Below are 17,505 nucleotides of genomic sequence, written 5' to 3' on the forward strand. Positions count from 1 at the left end.
GGCAAGCCAGGGTCACGCGACCGGAAATGCCTTCACCGGCTGCGGTGTCTGATCGACTACCGCCCGGGCCGCCGCTCGCTCGGCATCATCGCGCTCGATCTCTGGGTTCGGGATCATTTCGGTGCCGGTTTGCTCGCCGGTTTCTTCATCCACTACCGGCACCTCAATCTCGGTAGGTAGCGGCTCGATCTCGGGCTGCACCAGCACGCTTTCGGTGATCGGCTCGCCTGTTTCCGCGTCATATTCCCCGGTTGGCTGATCCTCATAAACCGCCGCCTGCCCCACGGCCAAGCGATACCGCGCAAGCCGAGCCAGCGCCACGCGATAGGCCGCAAGCTGGTGGTTAAACTCGTTGGTTTTAAGTGTTTCAATCAGATCAGCGCGAAACGTGGTCAGCGCGGCAATGGCGTTCTGAGCCTTTGGCGCGGCGGGGTCAGACATGAGAAGCATCGTCACATCGTCACGGTCCTCTTGCGGCCACCCTCGCGCCTTCATTACCGCTTCACGGCTTCGCCAAATCACCCGCTCTGGTATTGGTGCATCGCCATACTTGATAGGAACAATGGTCATGCGTCTACCCCTGCCCAAATGCTGAATTCTGTATCATGCCCCGGCGCAACCAACGGCTTGATGAACGTCTGTCCGTCACGGGTAATTTCGGTGTATTCAGACGGGTGCAGGATCAGGCCATCGCGCACGATCATGCCCGTCTTACCCACGCTGTAACCGTACTTCAGGCGCAGCCACGGAGCATCATCGGCGGGGTCGGCTTCCCAGACCGAGAAGTTATCGATGGATGCAGTACCCCCGTTTCCCTGCCTGAAACCGAAATTGGACACTCCACTATTACCGCTAGAGAAATTTTCGCTTAATGTCCCCGTGGTGCTGCCGTTATTGTTGAACCCCGGTGCGCGGTTTACCCCATTCACGTAGAAACTAGGGTTCCACCCTGTACCCGAAATGGCCGTTATTCCCACAGACGCTTTCAACCAAATATTGCCAGGAATTTTGACAGGTTGTTGAATGTTATGCAGGGAGCCAGTGGCGTGGTGTGCCTGCCCTCCACTGATCGTCCAGCCAGCTTCTTTCACCCAAACCGCGTCAGCATCAAACCCGCCGTTCTCAATCAAGTTGGTGAAATCAAACCGAACCAACGGCTCTTTCACGCGGCGTTCCAGCCCCATGACCCGCGCGGCAATCTCGCGCAGGTGCAGGGCATTTTTTACTGCTCTAAAAGTCATTGTGTCACCTCGTAGCCCGCGCCGCAGGCGATTAGCGTTGATGGTTCAGGGTCATGGCTAACCCGCAGCAGCCCGTCGAAGCGGCTTAGACCGCCACCAGCGCCGCTTGTGACAACCCGTTTAAGCCCGTCAATGTCGCAGCCGTCCAAGTCTGCCACCGCGTCACTGTCGCCCCACAGGGTGCAAGCGGCCCCCGGCTGGAATAGTGGTTTTTCGTCGCGGTAAATCTTGGCGATTTGCTCAGGGGTTGGGCAAGTGTGACCGTATCTGAGCAAAGCTAAGCGACCGCCCCAAGCCCCGCCTGTGATAGTTCCTTGGCGACCCACGTTCACCAGTGTTGCCGCCGATAGGTCTTCGGTAGAGATAAGGCCCGTACTTGTGTGGGTCTCCCCATTCACGCCCCCATACCAAGCACCATCCTTGCGACCTACATAGAAAAAGAACCATGACCCCAGAGGCGTTGGTTTAGTGCCGAAGTTCTTTTGGTTATTGCTGCCCCCGCGTCCCGTGAATACCGCGAATGGTGACGTGTTGTAGTGCGAAGCAATCACCAACCCGCTACCAACCAGATTGGGGTCTTCTAGCGCCAGCGGGCAATCAAGGGTGTTCGTATTGATTCCCCAACCCATAAGGCAAAAATCCCCAAGCCCCGGCGGCGTCACTTCCCGCTGCATCTTCCCAATGTGGAAGTTGCCATACCCCATAAGTTCGGAACCGGTTGCAACGGGTGTGCGCGTTATGGTGTTTTGAACTACCAAGCCCTTGCCGTTCACGCTGCGGTCGGGGTCAACGGCATCCAAATATATTCCGTTGATCGTCACAGTGCTGTTAGGATTTTGTGGCCAACCCGAGCATGCGAAAGAAGTCGCGTTTGCGACAAACTCGAAAGATTTTACTGCTGATGACACATTGGCAGTCTGACCTAAGCCTGCATTGCTGTTCTCAATCACCCATGTCCCCGGCTCCATGTCAATTGTAATTCTATAACGCTTGCCTATCGTAAGCCCGGTAAACACACGCCGTGGCCTTCCTTCCACGCTACCTGAACCGCGTGAAACCTGAAGTGTGCCTGAGACTATATCCCATGAGGTATTTGTGGCGCTCGACACACCAAACGTTTCCCAATTTGCGGCCACGGCGTCGGCCTTGTTGGTATAGGTGGAGAAGGATTCATTGATAGGACTGCCACCAACCAAGTCGCTCGCATCGGTCGACGCCAGCCAGCAGCCTTTCGGGTCCAGCATCCAGCCTGTTGCGTAGTCGTGGGCGGTGTAGGCGACCATACCGTTTGCGGGGGTTTGTAGGTTTTCAGCAATGCGGACTAGTCCTGACAAACTGTAAGACACAACGTCTGATCCACAGACGCCCACCTTGTTACCATCAGGGGCATGGATCGCCGGGACCGAGTCCGCCTTGTATGTTCGATGTGCAGGGAACGAGTTTTCCGCGTCGCGAATGTTGTCTGTGACATACACCCGGTCATAGACAGAAGCACCATATACCAAACTGTCGCCAAGGAATGCGACACTGTTGGAGGCAAGGGCGAAGCCGCTATCCACCACAGTACCATCATCCCGAATAACCGAAACGCCACCGTCAGTCGCCACGGCAATCGTCGGTCGTGGCATACCCGTTTCGGGGTCAATCGGTGCGCCGGGAAGCGTTGTGATGGCAACATCGTAGCCCTTTTTAGAAGCCACGGGAGGGACGATACCAGTGTTTAGGGTTAGTGGGGTGTTTCGCGCGTAAGCAATACCGTTAATAAAGCCGCAAAAGTTTGACGTGCCTGAGTGTTTGACGCCACGGTCTTTTACGAAATCAACAACCGACAATGCCCCATCGGAACTGTAATCGCCGTCCTTAGAAATGGCGTAAATACCGTTCAATGCAGCAACCCCTGTATTGCCGTTGATCCCTCCACGGAATAGACCCGTATTCACGCCGGTTCCGGTATCCGCTAAAACGTCCCACATAGGCAGGCTTGGGTCGTCACCATCCCAGATAACCGCGCGGCCAGCTTCGGCAGTGATAATCGCGTTGGCGGGGTGGTCTTTGCGGGAACCACGATAAACCTGCTCAATATCTGAACCGGAGATAAGTTTATAGAAATTGCCGTTTCCAGCCAGATAATAGTCACCGACTTCGCCCCCTGCCGCCACAGCAGCAGCGTAAGAGGACTGCGCCCCTAACCATCGCCCAGTTGCCGCACCTTCTTCGTCAAACCAGCTTTTACCCTGACACTGATAGCGCCACAGACCGCCCATGAAATCGCGGGTCGTGTCATATACGAAAGCATCAACAATGTTCAGGTTGTAGGACGCCATGACGCCCGCAAGGTTCTGATAGACGATTGCAGATGCTACGTCCTGCGCGTTGGCATAGGCGGCGTTCTTGTAGCCCTCAGTGGCGTCACGGGCGGCGATGGTCGTGTCACGCGCTCCGGTCGCAATGTCGCGGGCTGTTTCGGCGGTCGACACCCGAGCATCCATCTGCGCGATCTTGGCGGCAAACTCAGCTTCGGTGAGGCTCATCCAATAGGATGTCGTCGCTGGCGGCAAATTGGCCTGCAGTAAATCAGCCAAGGAATATGGCCCATCGGTGCCGACGCTGATCTGGCCATAGTGCTCCAGGCGGTTTTTCTTTTCATCCAGCAACAGAACCGTGTAGCGCGTACCCTTAAGGCCTGCAGTATTTGGCCAAAGTTCTGGCGCGATACTGCCATCGCTCTCGATCTGCGCGTCGATCTTTTCCGCCGCAGCGATCACGCCATTTTCTGTGGCATCGAACGCGCTCAGAATGAACCGAACATAGCCCGATCCGATCGGCTGACCGTCCGCCTGCGACAACCGCCCGGCGACTACTTGTGTTTGGATTGCCATTTTAGTTTCCTTTAAAAATCAGGCTGATTTCTGCAAGCGACAGGTCATGTTCCGCGATCGCCGCGACGACAGCGGGATGATCCGGCGTCACTGTGACGCTGGCTTTAACCTGGTTAATTTGGCTGTTTGCTTTTGCTTCGGTGATCCGGCCCAGGCGGACCATCCAGGCCATGAAATCTGAATGTTTCATGGCTTATCCGATCTGCCAGATGATCATTTTGCCCTTGCCGCCAGAACCGGACGTGCCGCTGGTGCTGGTAGAGCCGCCGCCGCCGCCGGGAACTAAGCCCGAACCTGCCGCGCCTGTATTCTCACCAGCACCACCATTGCCGCCGTATAGAGACACCCCAGCTGTTGTTGATTGAGGCCCACCACCATCTGCGCCGCCGTGGTCAGGGCTCCTAACCTCCTGAACCTCAATTCCCGTTTCCGCCACAGTCCCGATACCGTTCCAGCCACCGCCTCGCGCGACAACATGTGACCCCAATGTAGTGTTGCCCCCGGCGTTCCTAATACCCGTGGGACTTGCTGCGCCACCGTCACCAATCGTAACCGTTTCAGGGTCAGACAAGTCATCAGCCATTAACACTTTCAAAATATAGCCGCCGCCCTTGCCTCCTCGCGCGTTGTTAGCTTGCGCGCCGCCTTCACCACCGCCCCAAGCCTCCACAACAATGATCTTTGCCCAATCCTCTTTTTCAAAAGTGGTAGAAGCATCAATGACTGTCTCGGTCACTCTGATCTGGCCAAGAGCAGCGATTGCCTGCGCGACCCGCAAGGGGGTCATGGATTTGTCAGCCCCCGTGCCTTCCTGTGCCTCTGTCTCGCTGGCGTAGGTCAGGCCTAGGTTCGCGCGCATTGTCGGCGCATGGCCTTCCGAAAGGTTATTGGCGACAAGAAATGCACCATTGGCATTGACCGCAGCTGCGCCCCACACCCCACCGCTTCGCAATTTCAGGCCGGGGCTGACACCCAATTCGGTGTACAGCATCCCATCCGCCAGCGGATCGCCGTTCTTATCAACCAATGGCGCGCCGTTATATGCCCCAAGGTAAGTCGCGCCGAACTGCTCTGAAAGCGGGACAACAATATCGCGCGCATCTTCGGCATCATCTTTCGCCTGCAGGGCGAAGCCTGCATCCTCCGCCGCGCTCGATGCCGCTTGACCCGCATCATAAGCATCCTGTTCCACCGCCTGGCCCACGCCCTCCGCCCAGGCTCCCCAGATGTTTAGTTCTTCCTGAAATGCCAGCTGTTCATCGACCCAGCGATCGGCGTTTTGGTCAAACTCTGCGTCCGGTTGGCCGTTCTGGGGAACGTCTTCTGACAGCGCGTCAATAATTGGTCTGGTCACGAAATAACGCTCCTTACTTCCAACTCGCCTTTGGAGACTTTTGGCCCCTCAATTGGCGGTTCTAGGTTTTGAAATGTGCCGAAGATGGTGGTGCCAAAGCGATCGAGATCGGCCCCGGCCATAAACAGCATCTTGGTGGCGGTTAACTGTTCGAACTGGTCGAGCGTGTATCCGATCCGCCCGGTCAGATGGGTAAAGACAAAGTTGACGGTTCGACCGGCGCGCCGCCGCAACGTCCTAGACGTGCCATGTTCATCAACTTCATCGATCGAATAATTGTTGATCCGCGCTTCCGTGCCATAGCTAGTAGTGCCGATCTGCCAGACCCGCCCGACCAGGATTTCGCCGACCTTCGCGGTGTCGTTTGGCTTATTAATCGTGATGTCGATGGTCGCGTTTGCGGCATCCTTATACCGTGGCAGATTGGCAAAGACGATTTCGCGCTGATAGACGCGCGGCCCAAACAACCATTTTGACCAAGACCCTCTATTTTCCGATCGCAGAGTCTTTTTAGTCATATGATAGGCCGGTGTTACTTCGCCCGGCACATTGATCGTCACGGTCACTTCTGTTGCGTCCAGGGCGATAAACCCCACGGTATCAACCCGCGATCCTGGCTGTATCGTAAAAGTGATGCTGTCTACCCGTTCGGCCTGCAGCGCGTTGCTGTGATCAAAGGGGCGATAGTCATTGACCGGCGCAGTCTTTAGCCAGGCGGTGGCATCGGTCAGCGCTTTGTCATTGGATGGGATCAGGCTTTGATAGACCCATTTTTCGAACTGTACTTCGGCCCCTAGGCCATAGCTGCCCGAAGCCCAAACCGGCAGCGGGCTGTCGGCGATATTTGTCGCGATGACCTTGGCGGGATCGATCGACAATGGCGGCAAAACCCACATCAGACAGCCCCCACCTGATAAGTCTCGACACCGTTGTCGCGGAACCGTTCCTGAATGTGCAAAATCGCTTTCGCCTTTTCCAACGCCGCGGCGTTGCCTGACTTCACCTCTCTGGTCAGCTGGGCGATTTCGTCGCGCACAGCCTGCAGCCCTCCCTGCCCTGCAGGTTGTAGACCTGATGTCGGAACATAGGCTGGCTTGGGCTGCATCATCCGGCGCAATTGGCTGGCGGAATAGATGCGCGATGGCCCGGTCGCCTCTAGCTCCGGCCCATTCTCGCCCACGATCCGCAGCCCGCCGCCGTGATTACCTCCCAATGCAAACCCCGGCGTCGCGCCCAGGGCGGATGACAGTCCAGCGATCGCGTCTTTCACATCAACGGTCGCGGCGATATTGGTCCGCATTTCAGCGCGCAGCTTTTCGAACTGGTAAAGCTCACGATCCAGGCTGGCTTCGTTTGCCGACATCAGCGCCAAAATGTCTTCGCGTCGGGCTGCAAATTCGCGAAGGCCCGCCAAGGCATCATCCATGCTGGCATAAACGTCTTCTGCGTCATCCATTGCCGCCAGTTGGCTGGCGTGAAACTCCCGATCTTCCTCTGCCGCCAGTTGCGCCTGGGTAATCCGCCGATCAGCTGCTGCCAGCTGCGCTTCGGCGACTGACACCTGGCCCATGGCCTGGCCCTCTAGCTCTGCCAGAACGCTGGTCGTTTTGGCGCGATCCAGAACCATTTCCTGCAAGGTTGCAAAGAACCCGCCCGTGTCGACAGAAACACCTTCCAGCGCCGCCTGCAGTTCGTCTGGCGTATAGGCCTTGCCGTCTGCAAATGACTGCAGCGCTGCTTGTGCGTTGCGATAGCTGGCGACCTCCTGATCCGCGCCCACAGGGCCACGCGATGCAATGGCATCGCGGATGCCGTCAAGATTGTCGCGCAGCCCGTCCAGAACATCGCTAACCGCAGATTTAGCCCGCTCCAACCGGCTCAACGTCTGATCCAGGCGCCGATCAATGTCGACATTGATCTGGTCAAGCCGCGCGGAATTGAAATCCTCGATCGCTTTCTGCGCAGTTGCGATCTGACCATCGATCGCGGCCAACTGGGCTTCCAGCGCCGCATTGCTGTAGCGATCTTGAAGCGCCACGATCTGCGCAGCCGTTGCGGCATCAAAGGCATGCAGTTCGTCGGTCAGGTCGGTGACATTCCAGATCATTTGCTGCAGCGCGCGGTTGGTCGGGTCGAGCGCTTCCAGTTCGCGCCGCCGCAGCTCTGCGGTTTCCCCTGTTAGCCGCAGCAGTTCGGTTTCTAGCCCCAGACGCTCATTCAAGACCGCTTCGGCTTGGCGCGCCAATTCCGCTGACGCATTTTGGACCGCATCCGCCGCGCCCTGGGCGGTGCCATTGACCTGGACAAAAGCCCCTGCGACATCCAACAGCGCCGCATGTGTTTCGCGGCCAGCTTGGGTTGTCAGGTCTTGGGCATCCAGTAGCGCCATGAACTGGGCATGGGTGGACGGGATGGCGAACTGCAAATCGCCAAAAGTGTCGGTCAGCTGATCCAGCGCCATTTCGGTCAGCCGCGCATCCTGCGCCGCGCCGGTCAGCATGTTTTCGAAGACATATTGGGTCTTGGTGGCGAAGGCCTCCAAGCCGCCCGACAATGCAACCAGGTTGCTGGCCATGGCCGCACCCGCGACACTGGCCTCTAATGCCGCGCGATCAAACAGATATAGCGCATCATTAACGGTCTGCAGTTCGGTGACAATCCGCTGCAGGGTGGTGGCCGCGCCCTCGCCTTCCAGCTGCAGGTCCGCCAATCCCGGCACCATGCCCGCGAATTCGTCTGACAGCCCTTGCAGCGCCTCGATGATGGCCGCTTGCGCCTCATCTTCCGACAGCCCCTTGGTGCTGATCTTCATCTGATAGGCGAAATCATCAAAGGCATCCGTGCCGACATTCAGGGCTTCGGCAGTCTGCAGAATACCTGTTTGCAGATCATGGATGACCTTTTCGAGCGGGTCAGCATCTTCCGCCGCAAGCTCGGTATAGTAAGTTTTCTTTTTCTTGCTCAGACCCCAGAACCGGCTTTCTTCAACGTAGCGGAACGATTCCAGCAGACTGTCCATGCCGGTGACAGTGACCCGCAAGCCGCTGTCCAGTTCCTTGGTCTTCTTGGTAAAGAAACTAAACGCCGCTGCAGCCAGGCCAAGCACTGGAACAGCCGCACCAACGGTCGCCAAAAGCCCACCACCAGCCGCAGCAGCGTTCGCGCCGATGCTGAATATATTGCCGATGCCGCCTGAAATTGCATTTCCTAGACCGCCCAGAAGGCCCGTGCCGCCGCCAAACCCTCCCATGCCAAGGATGGAACCAGCATTGCCGAAGCCCCCCAGCAAACCACCACCCGCACCGCCGCCAAGGCCCATCAGATTGCCTAACATGCCCCCGCCGCTCGGTGCTGCCTGCCCCGCCGCGCCAGCAACTCCCCCGCCTGCAGTGATCCCCATGTCAAACATAATCCGCTGCTTTGCCGCCAGGCTGACCATTTGGCTGATCATCCCGGTAAAGTTCGACAGGATCGACTTCGTGAAACCTTTAAAATCCTTAAAGCCACGCGCGACCCAATCACCCCAGGCGTCCGACACCCCATCGATCCCGCTGATCAGCGTGTTTGCCTTTTCGGTGCCAAGTTCTTCGGCTGTGAAGGCCGCATCCTTTAGGGCGTTGGCATAGCCTTCGGCCTCGGACTTAGCGCGCTCGATCGCCTCTGCCGCCCTGCCTGCGCCCTTTGCGGCCTTACCGCCTGATGTTTCGGTGTCATCCAGGGTGTCGTTTAGGTCTTCAGTGGTTTCCGTGGTTTCTACAGTGACATCGGTTAGCTTATCCAGTGCATCCCATGCCGGGGAAAAAGCATCGCGAATAGTGCCAGCAGCAGTGCTAAAAGCCCCATCGGCTGCAGCCTTCGCCTCATAACCAGCGCGCGCCAGCGATCCAGAAGCGGCATCGGCCCCCTCAGCCAATCTCATCAGACTTGCGCTCATTCCCTCAAACGCTGGCACGCCCGAAAGCCCATCCGCGATATTCCAGATGAAATCGAAAAATCCGGTTGCCATATCAGAGAGGGCCAACAAAAAGCCCGATTTCATCAACTGCCAAACACCGTTCAGCGCTGGCGGGATCGCTGCCGCCGATGCCACAATGCCCTGCCAAACCTTGCCGGCCACCTCGCCCAGAAGTGTCAGCGCCTTACCGAAACCTCCCGCTGCGCCCATCAGATCGAGAAACTTTCCAACCAAGACCCCCGCCCCGACAATCAGCGCACCGATCCCGGTGCGGATCAGCGCTTTCTTCATCAGGTTCAGCGCGCCTACAAATTTCAGCGTCGCCAACCGTGCCGCGACCATCGCCCCGACATAGCGGGTGCCAAAGGCGGTGGTCGCCACGATCGCAATGCCAGCCAGTTCATTCAGATTTCCGACAAAGCCGTCGATCATGGCGCGCAGCGCGCCGCCCGCCTTTAGGCTTTCGGTCATCGCTTGGGCCATGGCCCCCAAAGCTGGCACCAACTCCAGCGCCAACTGCTGGCCAGCGTACTGTGTGATCAGCCCCAGACGTCCGATGCGGTCGTTTGCTTGCTCGATCCGGCTGGCATCAACCGAAGAAATCGCCAGACCGTAAGCACTAATATCCTCGCGCGCTGCGCGGATCGCGTCACCGCCCTGCAGCATCAGCAAAGACATTTCCCGGTTACGGACGCCCAGGTCGCGCAAGATCGCGGTTGTTTCGCCAGAACTGAGCCCCAAGGCTTTGACGCGATCGGCAATGGCCGCCAGTTTTTCGTCAGCATCCAAGCCGCTCAAGTCCGCCAGAGACAGGCCCAAGGCATCCAGCGCGCGCGCTGCATTGCCACTGGTGCCGATACTCGACAGTTCGCGGTTCATGGTCTGGATGTCATTGGTCAAGCTGGAGAGGTTCACGCCCGCTTCACTTGCCGCCAACTGCAGCGCGCGGAACCCTCCGATCGAACTGTCTAGACGCCGCGCGGCCTTGGCCGCTTCATCGATCTGCTTGGCCCCTGCCAGGGCTGCGGTGGTGATCGCGGCCCCCATAGCTGCGACCACCCCTGTGACAGCTGCAAATTGCTTGCGCATGTTGGCCAGCGATTTTTGCGCCTGACTTGCGCCTTTGGAGAACTTGGCGCTGTCCAGGCCAAGATCGACCCGCAAACTGCCGATCACTGCACTCATGCTTCGTTCCTCATTGCCATAGCCATGAAAAAGCCTCGGACCCGTTCGTCATCGACCGGGCTGGACACTTCTTTTTTCTTTGTGGTGGTGGTGTTGCCAGGCGGTTCTGGCATGTTTTTCGGGTCGTGGTAGGCAAAGGAAATCAACACTGCCAAATCATGGAACTGCACTTGCTGCAGCTTGTGATCCCGCTCGATCCGCGCATTTTGCCCGTCGATGATCGCGATGATTTCTTTCGGCACTAGTCGCCAGAAAAGGTCGTAATCTAGACCCATGGAAAGCCACGGGTCTAGAAGTTGGTCAATCAGGCCGCTGGGGTCGACGGTTTCGCGGCCTGCGTCTTCGCCGTCTTCGACTTTCCCGACGCTTTATCCTGGCTGGGGAATGCCGCAGCCACCGCTTCCGTCAGCAGCTCAAAGGCTTTGGCAAAGGTCAGCGTGTCAATTAGCTCGCCCGCTTCATCCTCGGAATAGTCGCCCTGCAGCGCCGCCCAGAAGATGCGGCGCAGCCGCACCACATCATTGGGATTTGTCTGCAGCGCCGCCATGCCATCGATTAAGGTTTCGCCGCCTTTGTCCTGGTAACGGCACATTGCATTGGTGGTCAGGGCAAGTTCATGCCCGTCGCCATCCGCTTCAAAAGAAATCCGCCCGCGCTTGGTGTTGCTCATGCTTGGGCCGTCCCTTTGGTCCAAGTGATGTTGCCGGTGGTGCGCAGATCGATCGACATCCCAACCGGCGCTCCCAGATCACCACCTTCGACCTTGGGCGTCGGAAAAGCAGCAAATTCGAATGCATCGCCCGTGGCTTGGCCTGGCGCTTTCTTCAAAGTGGTGCGGTAGCTGACCGGCTGACCGGTCGCCTGATCTGCCAGCGCCTGTTCATAGCCTGCGGATGTATAGCCGCAAGGAACTGACAGAACCCCCGCATCTTTCAGCCCGGCGATGTACTCGCGGAACCCGCCTTCACTGTCCAGGCTGGTGACTTCCTGGTAATCGGTTTCGACCACAGGAATGGCGACACCCTTACACTCTGGGATTTTTTCCCAGGTGGTGCCGCCATCCAGCGACCGTTCCACCAACGCCCCATAGGCGATGATCTGTTTGCTGCTCATCTGTGAGCCTCCTTAAGTTGTGTAGGTTACGGTAAAATCGAGAGACACGCGGAACGGGTGTTCCGCCTCGTTTGTGCCTCCCTCGCGGCTGTCACGCGATGACGCATGAAAGACACCCAGGATCGCCCCGCCCGCGTGTCCGCTTAGGACTCTGCGCACGGCGCGCGATAGCAATTTCGACCCGCCATAGCTGTCGGCGTAGCAATCAACCTGGACGCGGCCCTGGCTGGTCCCGTCAGGCCCGTCGATATTCATCCCCTCGACATCGCCAATCGTATTCAAGACCAGGCCAGGGAATGGATCGCCCTGCGGATGGGTGCCATAGTTCACCCGATTGCCGACAAAGGACGCCACTGCGGCATCAGCCAACAGCAGCGCGCGGATCAGTTCTTCCATCGGTTACCCCTTGGCTGCTTTGCGGTTCGCCCGCGCGATGCTCTTTTCAAGTTCGGACCACAGCGCCTGGCTTAACCGCTCCAGCATGGCCTGGCGGTCCTGGTCCCAAGCAGGGCGCAGTGCGGGCTGTGGCCCGTGGTTGGCGTTGCCAAATTCCTGCTGGATGCCAGCGGGATCATTGGTGCCGACAAAGCCTTCAACCGCCGCGCGGTCATTGCGGAACATTTTTCGGTATTTGCCCGACTGCCTCTTATTGAGTTTGGTCGCATAGATGAACGATTGCGCATAGTCGCCCGTTGCACCTTTTGGCGCTGCGGCATTTGCCATCGCCGCCATCGGCTCCGCAGCCTTTTTCAGGGATCTGCGCAATACCCCCTTGCCCGCCGCTTTGGTCAGCTTTTCCAACTCTCGTTCCAGGTCGGAAAAGCCCGACAGCTTAACCGTTGTCACGATCGACCCTGGCCCCTGCGGTGATTTCCAGTCGCCAACGGGTGCCGATTTCTTTGATGCCGTAAATGGCATATTCGACCCCTTCAAAGACCAGCTGGTCTTTGGGCGTAAGCCCTCGCGTCAATTCCATCGACGGCACCACAAAGCGGCGCGTGATTGTGGCCGAGACTTCGCCCGCGCGCATCTTTTCGCCGTCGCTGACATCGACCTTTCCAGCCCAAAGCTCTGGCCCATGATCTTCAAAAACATAGACCTTGCTGAACCCGTCATCATTCTCGCGCGATCTGCGAAGCTGGATGCGGCGATCGAGCTTCATAACCCCCGCCATCAGCCTGTGACCTGCGGCCTGCGGTAGCGCACCTGATCAATCAATCTCTGGATGCTCCAAGACAGCTTGGGCGGTTCTACCCCTTCCAGCGCGATCCCTGCGTCGCGCCACTCTTTCACCAGCATGATCACCGCCTGGCGCTGCTGGACCAGGGGCGCGCCGCCGACATTGGCCGTGACCCGTGCCGCGCGCGCATCCTGCAACGCCGCTGCCAGATCGGCAGGGATTACCAGTCGGGGTTCATCATGATTTCGCAGCACATAAGCACCCGCTGCATCGCCCCCCTGCCAGACGTTTTCCCCGTCCAACCATTCCACCTTTTTCAACGTGGTGACCGGGCGCACCGGAAACCACCAGGTTTCCCAGGTGCCAAGGGGCAAATCGAATTCATAGTCCGTCGCCGCCATCGGATGGGCCGTGCCGGTTTCGACCACGGCAGTTGCTGTCGCAATTAGATCAGTAATCAGCACATCATCATCGGTTTCGACCTCCAGCATGTGGATTGATCGTTTGAACTCAGATGCGGTGACCGGCCCTGCAGCCGCCGTGGTCAAGTTTTTCATGCCGCTGGCCTTACTTCTTGGCCGCGTCAGTGCCGCCCTGGGCAGGTGGTTCGCCCTTGCCAGATGCTTTTCCTTTGGCCGGGGTTGTTTCGTCTACGCCGCCATTGGCATTCAGAGCAGCTTCGCGCGCCGCCAAAGCCGCTTCGCGCTCCTGCAAGTCTGCCTCTTTGGCTGCAAAATCTGCACCGGCCTGGGCGATCATGTCACGCGCCTCTACTGTGCCGATCCGCTCCATCTGTTTCGCCTGTTCGGCTTCGGCCTTTTCGTCATAGGGCCGCGCGACCGATTTCAGCTTGGCCGCTTTTTCAGGCTCAAAGCCCGCAATATCGCCCGCCACATAGACACCATGGCCTTTAAAAAACTTCATCACGACTTTCGACATCGGGTCATCCTTTTCAGATTGTGTTGATTGAACGCAAAAGGGGGCGCACTGCCCCCCTTTTGCTCGCCTTGCGCCGATCTGGCGCGGGTTAGAGTGACCAGCCTTTGCCGGTCAGCTTTGCGATGGCCTCATCATGGCGCGGGGCGAAGTCATGTTCCTCGATCGCGCGCATTAGGGTCATGTCAGTCTGGAACGCAGACACCGTGTCGCCGCTGGTGTCGACGTAAGCCGCTTCAGTAGATGAAGCCATCATCAGCTTCATGCTGTCACCGACCATACAGTCATTGAAATCAGCGAAGAACACTTCGGTTTCGTCAGTGCCGACGCCCAGATTGTTGGGCAGCTGTGATGTGGTCTGGATCGGATAGCCCAGCAGCGTGTTATTCTGATCGATCGAAGGAAACAGGTAAGACCCGTGGTTAGGCTCTCGCAGACTTGCCAGAAAGTTGCGCGTCGATGCGCGCATGATCCAGCCCGGCTTGATCATACCCACGTTGGCGTCCTGCACCTTCGACACCATGCGCCGCAAAGCCGCTTCGACAAGTGCCGCCGTGTTGGCCACCGCCGTCTGGGTATGCCCTGCCAGCACCCATCCTCCCAGACCTTTAGGCGTGTTGGCAGAGCCATCGCCACGCAGGAAGGCCAGATCTTTGCGCAGCCCCATGACATCCAGCATGTCATCGCGCACCAGTTGCATTACGGCAGTGCCAGAGTGGCGCAGCAAGGCGTTGCCGACCGGCACAAGAGTGCGCAGTGTTTTGAAGTTCTGATCTACCTTGTCGAAGGTCGGTTCGCTTTCCGGCGTAACAAAGTTCTCAGGGCCATAACTGGCAGTGGCGCTGGTGGCCTGACGCGCATGGCGCACTTCGCCCGCAGGCATATCGATAACGCGCGCGCCCGAGTTGATCACCGTCACTCGGGGCTTCAGAAGCTCGATCACTTCTGCGGCCTGCGCTTGTGGAATTGTCACGCCGCCCGCGCTGTCAGTAGCCCCCGACAGCGCCGCCGACATGCCCGAATGCCCGTCTTTATCCAGCCGCGCAACCGCGCGATCCTTATCGCCGCCGCTGTTGGCCAGAGCATGAACCATGAAGGCAAAACCGATGCCCTTATCTTCGGGGTTCTTAGCCACCGCAGGTGCCACAGATGCCGCAGCCTCAGCAATTTCAGACTGTGCGGTGGCGGCATTAGCTGCTTCGACAGCTTCAGCGCGCTTGACCGCCGCATCAGCAGTTTCAAAAGCGGCTTGAGCAGCGTCAAATGCGGCGATTGCTTCGATCATCTCGGGCGCCTCAGCCCCCATCCCGCCTTCTTCAAGACCGGCCAGCGCAGTCGCGCAGGCCTGCAAAGTGGTGGCCGCTGCTTTTCGATCGCGGCGATAGTCGTTCACGTCTTTCATGTTCCAATCTCCATGGAAAAAGTGCCACTCGCGCAGCACAAAAATCCCGCCGCGATGGACAGGTCGAACACACCATTTTTGATGTGGTGTTAAAGGGCTGCGCGCGCCTGGGCTGCTGCAGCTTGGGCCATATAGGCCCGGCTTTGTTGGCGCGGTGCTGGGGCATAGTCCGCCATCACCCGCGCATAGAAAGCATCACGGCTTTCAACCGTATCGCCCAAGCCGCGCGCGACCGCCTGACCTGGGCCAAAAACCGCGCCGCCATCGGCTGGATCGCCAGTGACCGACAGCTGAGCGGTCAGCTGGCCAGGGTCGATGCCGCGCCCTGCGGAAACAGCGGCATGGAATTGCGCTTCGGTTTCATCCAGCGCCCGACGCAGTTCCGCCATGCCCGCTTCAGTCGCTGGGTCTGGGTTCTTCGCACGGGCGTTGCTGGATGAAATTTCGAACCAGCGATCCCCCCAATTGTCAGTTTCCTGGGGCGATGATGCGGTCAACCGCACCCCGATCGACCCGACCAGCGCGCCCGGCGTGATGGTGATATCGCTGGCTTGCGATGCCAGCCAATAGGCGGCAGATGCGGACAGAGGATTGACCAGGACATGGACCGGCTTGACCGACGCCGCTGCCGCGATCGCCGCCGCTGCGCCCTCAATGCCCAAGACCATGCCGCCAGGGCTGTCCATATCCAGCACGATCGCGCTGCAATCTTCATTCGACACTAGGTCTGCCATGCTGGCTTCAAGCCCTTGATAGGTGGTCCAGCCCATATACTTTTCGAACAGGAACATGTTTGGCGTCAGCAAGCCGCGCACAGGCACAACGCCCAACCCGCGCGCCACAGCATAGCGCTCGCCGCGCTCGACCGTGATGGCCTCTCCCGCATGGGCTTGCATCTTGTCGATTGGCAGATCGAACGCCAGCAGCGCATCCCCGCCGTGATGTGACAGCGCCATGGCGCTGGATTGCAGATAGTGGCCAACTGTTCGGCGCATGGGCTCAATCCTCTTTGTTGCTGGGGTCGCGGGTCATGTTCGACGCAGGGTTCAATTGGTTATCATCTGCCCCCGCCGTGATCGGCAGGTTGGCAATCCGCTGCGCAGTGTTGGCCGTCATAATCGGCCCGCCCACAGCTTTGGTCAGCGCGTCATATTTTTCTTTGGTGGTTGCCTGTAGCAGCGCGCCAAAGTCATGGCGGAAAAACAAACCACTGCGCCGCTCCGCTTCGGTCAAAAGCCCCATGGCATATTCGGCCTCAATCAGGCTTGACCAATGCATCAGACAATCGGTCAGATAATCAATCGCCTGCTGTTCGCCATTGGCCTTCACCCCGTATTCAAGCATCTGCAGCTTGCTGGGGGGCATCCGATAGACCGCCGCGATCTGTTCACGGTCAAACTTTCGGCTGGCGAGCAGTTCTTGATCTGCAGCTGTGATATCGGGGAAATCGATATCATCATTTGCCCCAATGATTGGAAAGCCCTCACTATCGGGGTCAGTTAGTGCGTTCCGGATACGCTTGGCATTGCGACTGTACGCTTCATCATCCTCATATGTATCTTCCATCTTAATCACCGCGCGCATCGTGGTTCCGGATGCTGTTCGCGCCGCCGCCTCTTGCCCTGCTAGGGCCAGACCAAAACTTTCACCCGCGACCTCGATCGGACTGCGCCCGGTCCAACCATCCTCTGGCATGTAGCGCAGGTTCACCATTGACCGAGCAGGCACCCGACGCTGGATCCCGGCACCATCCTCAAAGCCGAAAACCCGACTGCGACCCGCTTTAAACATCGATACATGATCAGGATTAATCGCCTCAATCAGCTCCAATTCACCGCCCCCATCACGCGGACTATAGCCGTGGCCTCGACCTCGGATGCAAAAGGCATAGACCAGAGCAAAGCGCAGCACCCGCGCTGATACGCCCGGCGATGCCTCGACGTTCATCAGATAGGTTGCAGGATGGTCACGCACCCGCGTTTCCCCTCCCTCCCCGTCCCGCTGGTACATCTTTAGCGGCACCTTGCTGTGATCTCCGGCGATATTATTGGCGCAGGCAAAGACCGTGGCATGGCGCTGCGCGATCAGTCCGCTGACACGCGGCAAGGTTCTTACCCGCGACTGCCCGCTACCAAAGCCCAGATTGAACACGCCACCGCTAGGGTCGCGGGTGCCGGATGTCGCGGGGGCTGCCGCGATCACAGGTTCGACCCGCGCCGCGCGCTCTGGCTTACGCCGATTTAGCAATCCTTGGAACATG

Annotated in this window: 18 protein-coding genes; all 18 read right to left on the reverse strand. The window is 58.5% G+C overall.

The genetic code is table 11. From position 1 onward, the window contains the following. Positions 1-12 precede the first annotated feature (12 nt). Positions 13-570 carry a hypothetical protein gene (locus tag ACSQ16_RS12990; protein WP_435988525.1) on the reverse strand — a complete coding sequence of 186 codons (558 nt, stop codon included), beginning with the start codon at positions 568-570 and terminating at the stop codon, positions 13-15. Then, positions 567-1,241, reverse strand: coding sequence for a hypothetical protein (locus ACSQ16_RS12995; RefSeq protein WP_435988526.1), 675 nt, complete (start codon positions 1,239-1,241; stop codon positions 567-569). Before ACSQ16_RS12995 ends, ACSQ16_RS12990 begins: the two co-directional genes overlap by 4 nt. Continuing rightward, a complete protein-coding gene (locus ACSQ16_RS13000) occupies positions 1,238-4,120 on the reverse strand; it encodes a hypothetical protein (protein WP_435988527.1) in 2,883 nt (960 codons plus the stop codon). The genes ACSQ16_RS12995 and ACSQ16_RS13000 overlap by 4 nt, the downstream gene beginning before the upstream one ends. Position 4,121: 1 nt before the next feature. After that, complete coding sequence (locus tag ACSQ16_RS13005) at positions 4,122-4,310, reverse strand: hypothetical protein (RefSeq protein WP_435988528.1); 189 nt, start codon at positions 4,308-4,310, stop codon at positions 4,122-4,124. Between the two features lie 3 nt (positions 4,311-4,313). Next, entirely contained in the window at positions 4,314-5,474 is a 1,161-nt protein-coding gene (locus ACSQ16_RS13010) for a hypothetical protein (RefSeq protein WP_435988529.1), read from the reverse strand. Continuing rightward, on the reverse strand, positions 5,471-6,370 hold the full coding sequence (locus ACSQ16_RS13015; protein WP_435988530.1) for a hypothetical protein: 900 nt from the start codon (positions 6,368-6,370) through the stop codon (positions 5,471-5,473). Before ACSQ16_RS13015 ends, ACSQ16_RS13010 begins: the two co-directional genes overlap by 4 nt. Next, positions 6,370-10,614 (reverse strand): hypothetical protein, encoded by a 4,245-nt coding sequence (locus tag ACSQ16_RS13020; protein WP_435988531.1) that lies wholly within the window; start codon positions 10,612-10,614, stop codon positions 6,370-6,372. Before ACSQ16_RS13020 ends, ACSQ16_RS13015 begins: the two co-directional genes overlap by 1 nt. Then, entirely contained in the window at positions 10,611-10,889 is a 279-nt protein-coding gene (locus tag ACSQ16_RS13025; protein WP_435988532.1) for a hypothetical protein, read from the reverse strand. The genes ACSQ16_RS13020 and ACSQ16_RS13025 overlap by 4 nt, the downstream gene beginning before the upstream one ends. 29 nt (positions 10,890-10,918) lie before the next feature. Then, on the reverse strand, positions 10,919-11,284 hold the full coding sequence (locus ACSQ16_RS13030) for a hypothetical protein (protein WP_435988533.1): 366 nt from the start codon (positions 11,282-11,284) through the stop codon (positions 10,919-10,921). Then, positions 11,281-11,727: a hypothetical protein gene (locus tag ACSQ16_RS13035; protein ID WP_435988534.1), complete on the reverse strand. Its 447-nt coding sequence runs from the start codon at positions 11,725-11,727 to the stop codon at positions 11,281-11,283. Before ACSQ16_RS13035 ends, ACSQ16_RS13030 begins: the two co-directional genes overlap by 4 nt. A 12-nt stretch (positions 11,728-11,739) precedes the next feature. Next, the gene (gene gp17, locus ACSQ16_RS13040; protein WP_435988535.1) at positions 11,740-12,123 is read right to left on the reverse strand and encodes a tail completion protein gp17; all 384 of its coding nucleotides are present in this window, start codon (positions 12,121-12,123) and stop codon (positions 11,740-11,742) included. Between the two features lie 3 nt (positions 12,124-12,126). Continuing rightward, positions 12,127-12,573 (reverse strand): HK97 gp10 family phage protein, encoded by a 447-nt coding sequence (locus ACSQ16_RS13045; protein WP_435988536.1) that lies wholly within the window; start codon positions 12,571-12,573, stop codon positions 12,127-12,129. Next, a complete protein-coding gene (locus ACSQ16_RS13050) occupies positions 12,560-12,889 on the reverse strand; it encodes a phage head completion protein (RefSeq protein WP_435988537.1) in 330 nt (109 codons plus the stop codon). Before ACSQ16_RS13050 ends, ACSQ16_RS13045 begins: the two co-directional genes overlap by 14 nt. 11 nt (positions 12,890-12,900) lie before the next feature. Beyond that, positions 12,901-13,464: a hypothetical protein gene (locus ACSQ16_RS13055; protein ID WP_435988538.1), complete on the reverse strand. Its 564-nt coding sequence runs from the start codon at positions 13,462-13,464 to the stop codon at positions 12,901-12,903. Between the two features lie 10 nt (positions 13,465-13,474). After that, on the reverse strand, positions 13,475-13,846 hold the full coding sequence (locus tag ACSQ16_RS13060) for a hypothetical protein (protein ID WP_435988539.1): 372 nt from the start codon (positions 13,844-13,846) through the stop codon (positions 13,475-13,477). Positions 13,847-13,934: 88 nt separating this feature from the next. Continuing rightward, a complete protein-coding gene (locus ACSQ16_RS13065; RefSeq protein WP_435988540.1) occupies positions 13,935-15,245 on the reverse strand; it encodes a phage major capsid protein in 1,311 nt (436 codons plus the stop codon). 89 nt (positions 15,246-15,334) lie between these two features. Continuing rightward, the gene (locus ACSQ16_RS13070; protein WP_435988541.1) at positions 15,335-16,240 is read right to left on the reverse strand and encodes a S49 family peptidase; all 906 of its coding nucleotides are present in this window, start codon (positions 16,238-16,240) and stop codon (positions 15,335-15,337) included. A gap of 4 nt (positions 16,241-16,244) precedes the next feature. Beyond that, positions 16,245-17,504, reverse strand: a complete 1,260-nt coding sequence (locus tag ACSQ16_RS13075; RefSeq protein ID WP_435988542.1) for a phage portal protein — start codon at positions 17,502-17,504, stop codon at positions 16,245-16,247. Position 17,505: the final 1 nt, after the last annotated feature.

This window comes from Sulfitobacter sp. SH24 (assembly GCF_965641895.1).
GTDB classification, from domain to species: domain Bacteria; phylum Pseudomonadota; class Alphaproteobacteria; order Rhodobacterales; family Rhodobacteraceae; genus Sulfitobacter; species Sulfitobacter dubius.

What these genes read in the sequence shown, in the direction of transcription:
- ACSQ16_RS13020 (WP_435988531.1), bottom strand. Translation starts at nt 10,614, where the DNA reads ATGAGTGCAGTGATCGGCAGTTTGCGGGTCGATCTTGGCCTGGACAGC.
- ACSQ16_RS12990 (WP_435988525.1), bottom strand. Translation starts at nt 570, where the DNA reads ATGACCATTGTTCCTATCAAGTATGGCGATGCACCAATACCAGAGCGG.
- ACSQ16_RS13005 (WP_435988528.1), bottom strand. Translation starts at nt 4,310, where the DNA reads ATGAAACATTCAGATTTCATGGCCTGGATGGTCCGCCTGGGCCGGATC.
- ACSQ16_RS13025 (WP_435988532.1), bottom strand. Translation starts at nt 10,889, where the DNA reads ATGGGTCTAGATTACGACCTTTTCTGGCGACTAGTGCCGAAAGAAATC.
- gp17 (WP_435988535.1), bottom strand. Translation starts at nt 12,123, where the DNA reads ATGGAAGAACTGATCCGCGCGCTGCTGTTGGCTGATGCCGCAGTGGCG.
- ACSQ16_RS13055 (WP_435988538.1), bottom strand. Translation starts at nt 13,464, where the DNA reads ATGAAAAACTTGACCACGGCGGCTGCAGGGCCGGTCACCGCATCTGAG.
- ACSQ16_RS13070 (WP_435988541.1), bottom strand. Translation starts at nt 16,240, where the DNA reads ATGCGCCGAACAGTTGGCCACTATCTGCAATCCAGCGCCATGGCGCTG.
- ACSQ16_RS13050 (WP_435988537.1), bottom strand. Translation starts at nt 12,889, where the DNA reads ATGAAGCTCGATCGCCGCATCCAGCTTCGCAGATCGCGCGAGAATGAT.
- ACSQ16_RS13075 (WP_435988542.1), bottom strand. Translation starts at nt 17,504, where the DNA reads ATGTTCCAAGGATTGCTAAATCGGCGTAAGCCAGAGCGCGCGGCGCGG.
- ACSQ16_RS13035 (WP_435988534.1), bottom strand. Translation starts at nt 11,727, where the DNA reads ATGAGCAGCAAACAGATCATCGCCTATGGGGCGTTGGTGGAACGGTCG.
- ACSQ16_RS12995 (WP_435988526.1), bottom strand. Translation starts at nt 1,241, where the DNA reads ATGACTTTTAGAGCAGTAAAAAATGCCCTGCACCTGCGCGAGATTGCC.
- ACSQ16_RS13030 (WP_435988533.1), bottom strand. Translation starts at nt 11,284, where the DNA reads ATGAGCAACACCAAGCGCGGGCGGATTTCTTTTGAAGCGGATGGCGAC.
- ACSQ16_RS13065 (WP_435988540.1), bottom strand. Translation starts at nt 15,245, where the DNA reads ATGAAAGACGTGAACGACTATCGCCGCGATCGAAAAGCAGCGGCCACC.
- ACSQ16_RS13015 (WP_435988530.1), bottom strand. Translation starts at nt 6,370, where the DNA reads ATGTGGGTTTTGCCGCCATTGTCGATCGATCCCGCCAAGGTCATCGCG.
- ACSQ16_RS13060 (WP_435988539.1), bottom strand. Translation starts at nt 13,846, where the DNA reads ATGTCGAAAGTCGTGATGAAGTTTTTTAAAGGCCATGGTGTCTATGTG.
- ACSQ16_RS13000 (WP_435988527.1), bottom strand. Translation starts at nt 4,120, where the DNA reads ATGGCAATCCAAACACAAGTAGTCGCCGGGCGGTTGTCGCAGGCGGAC.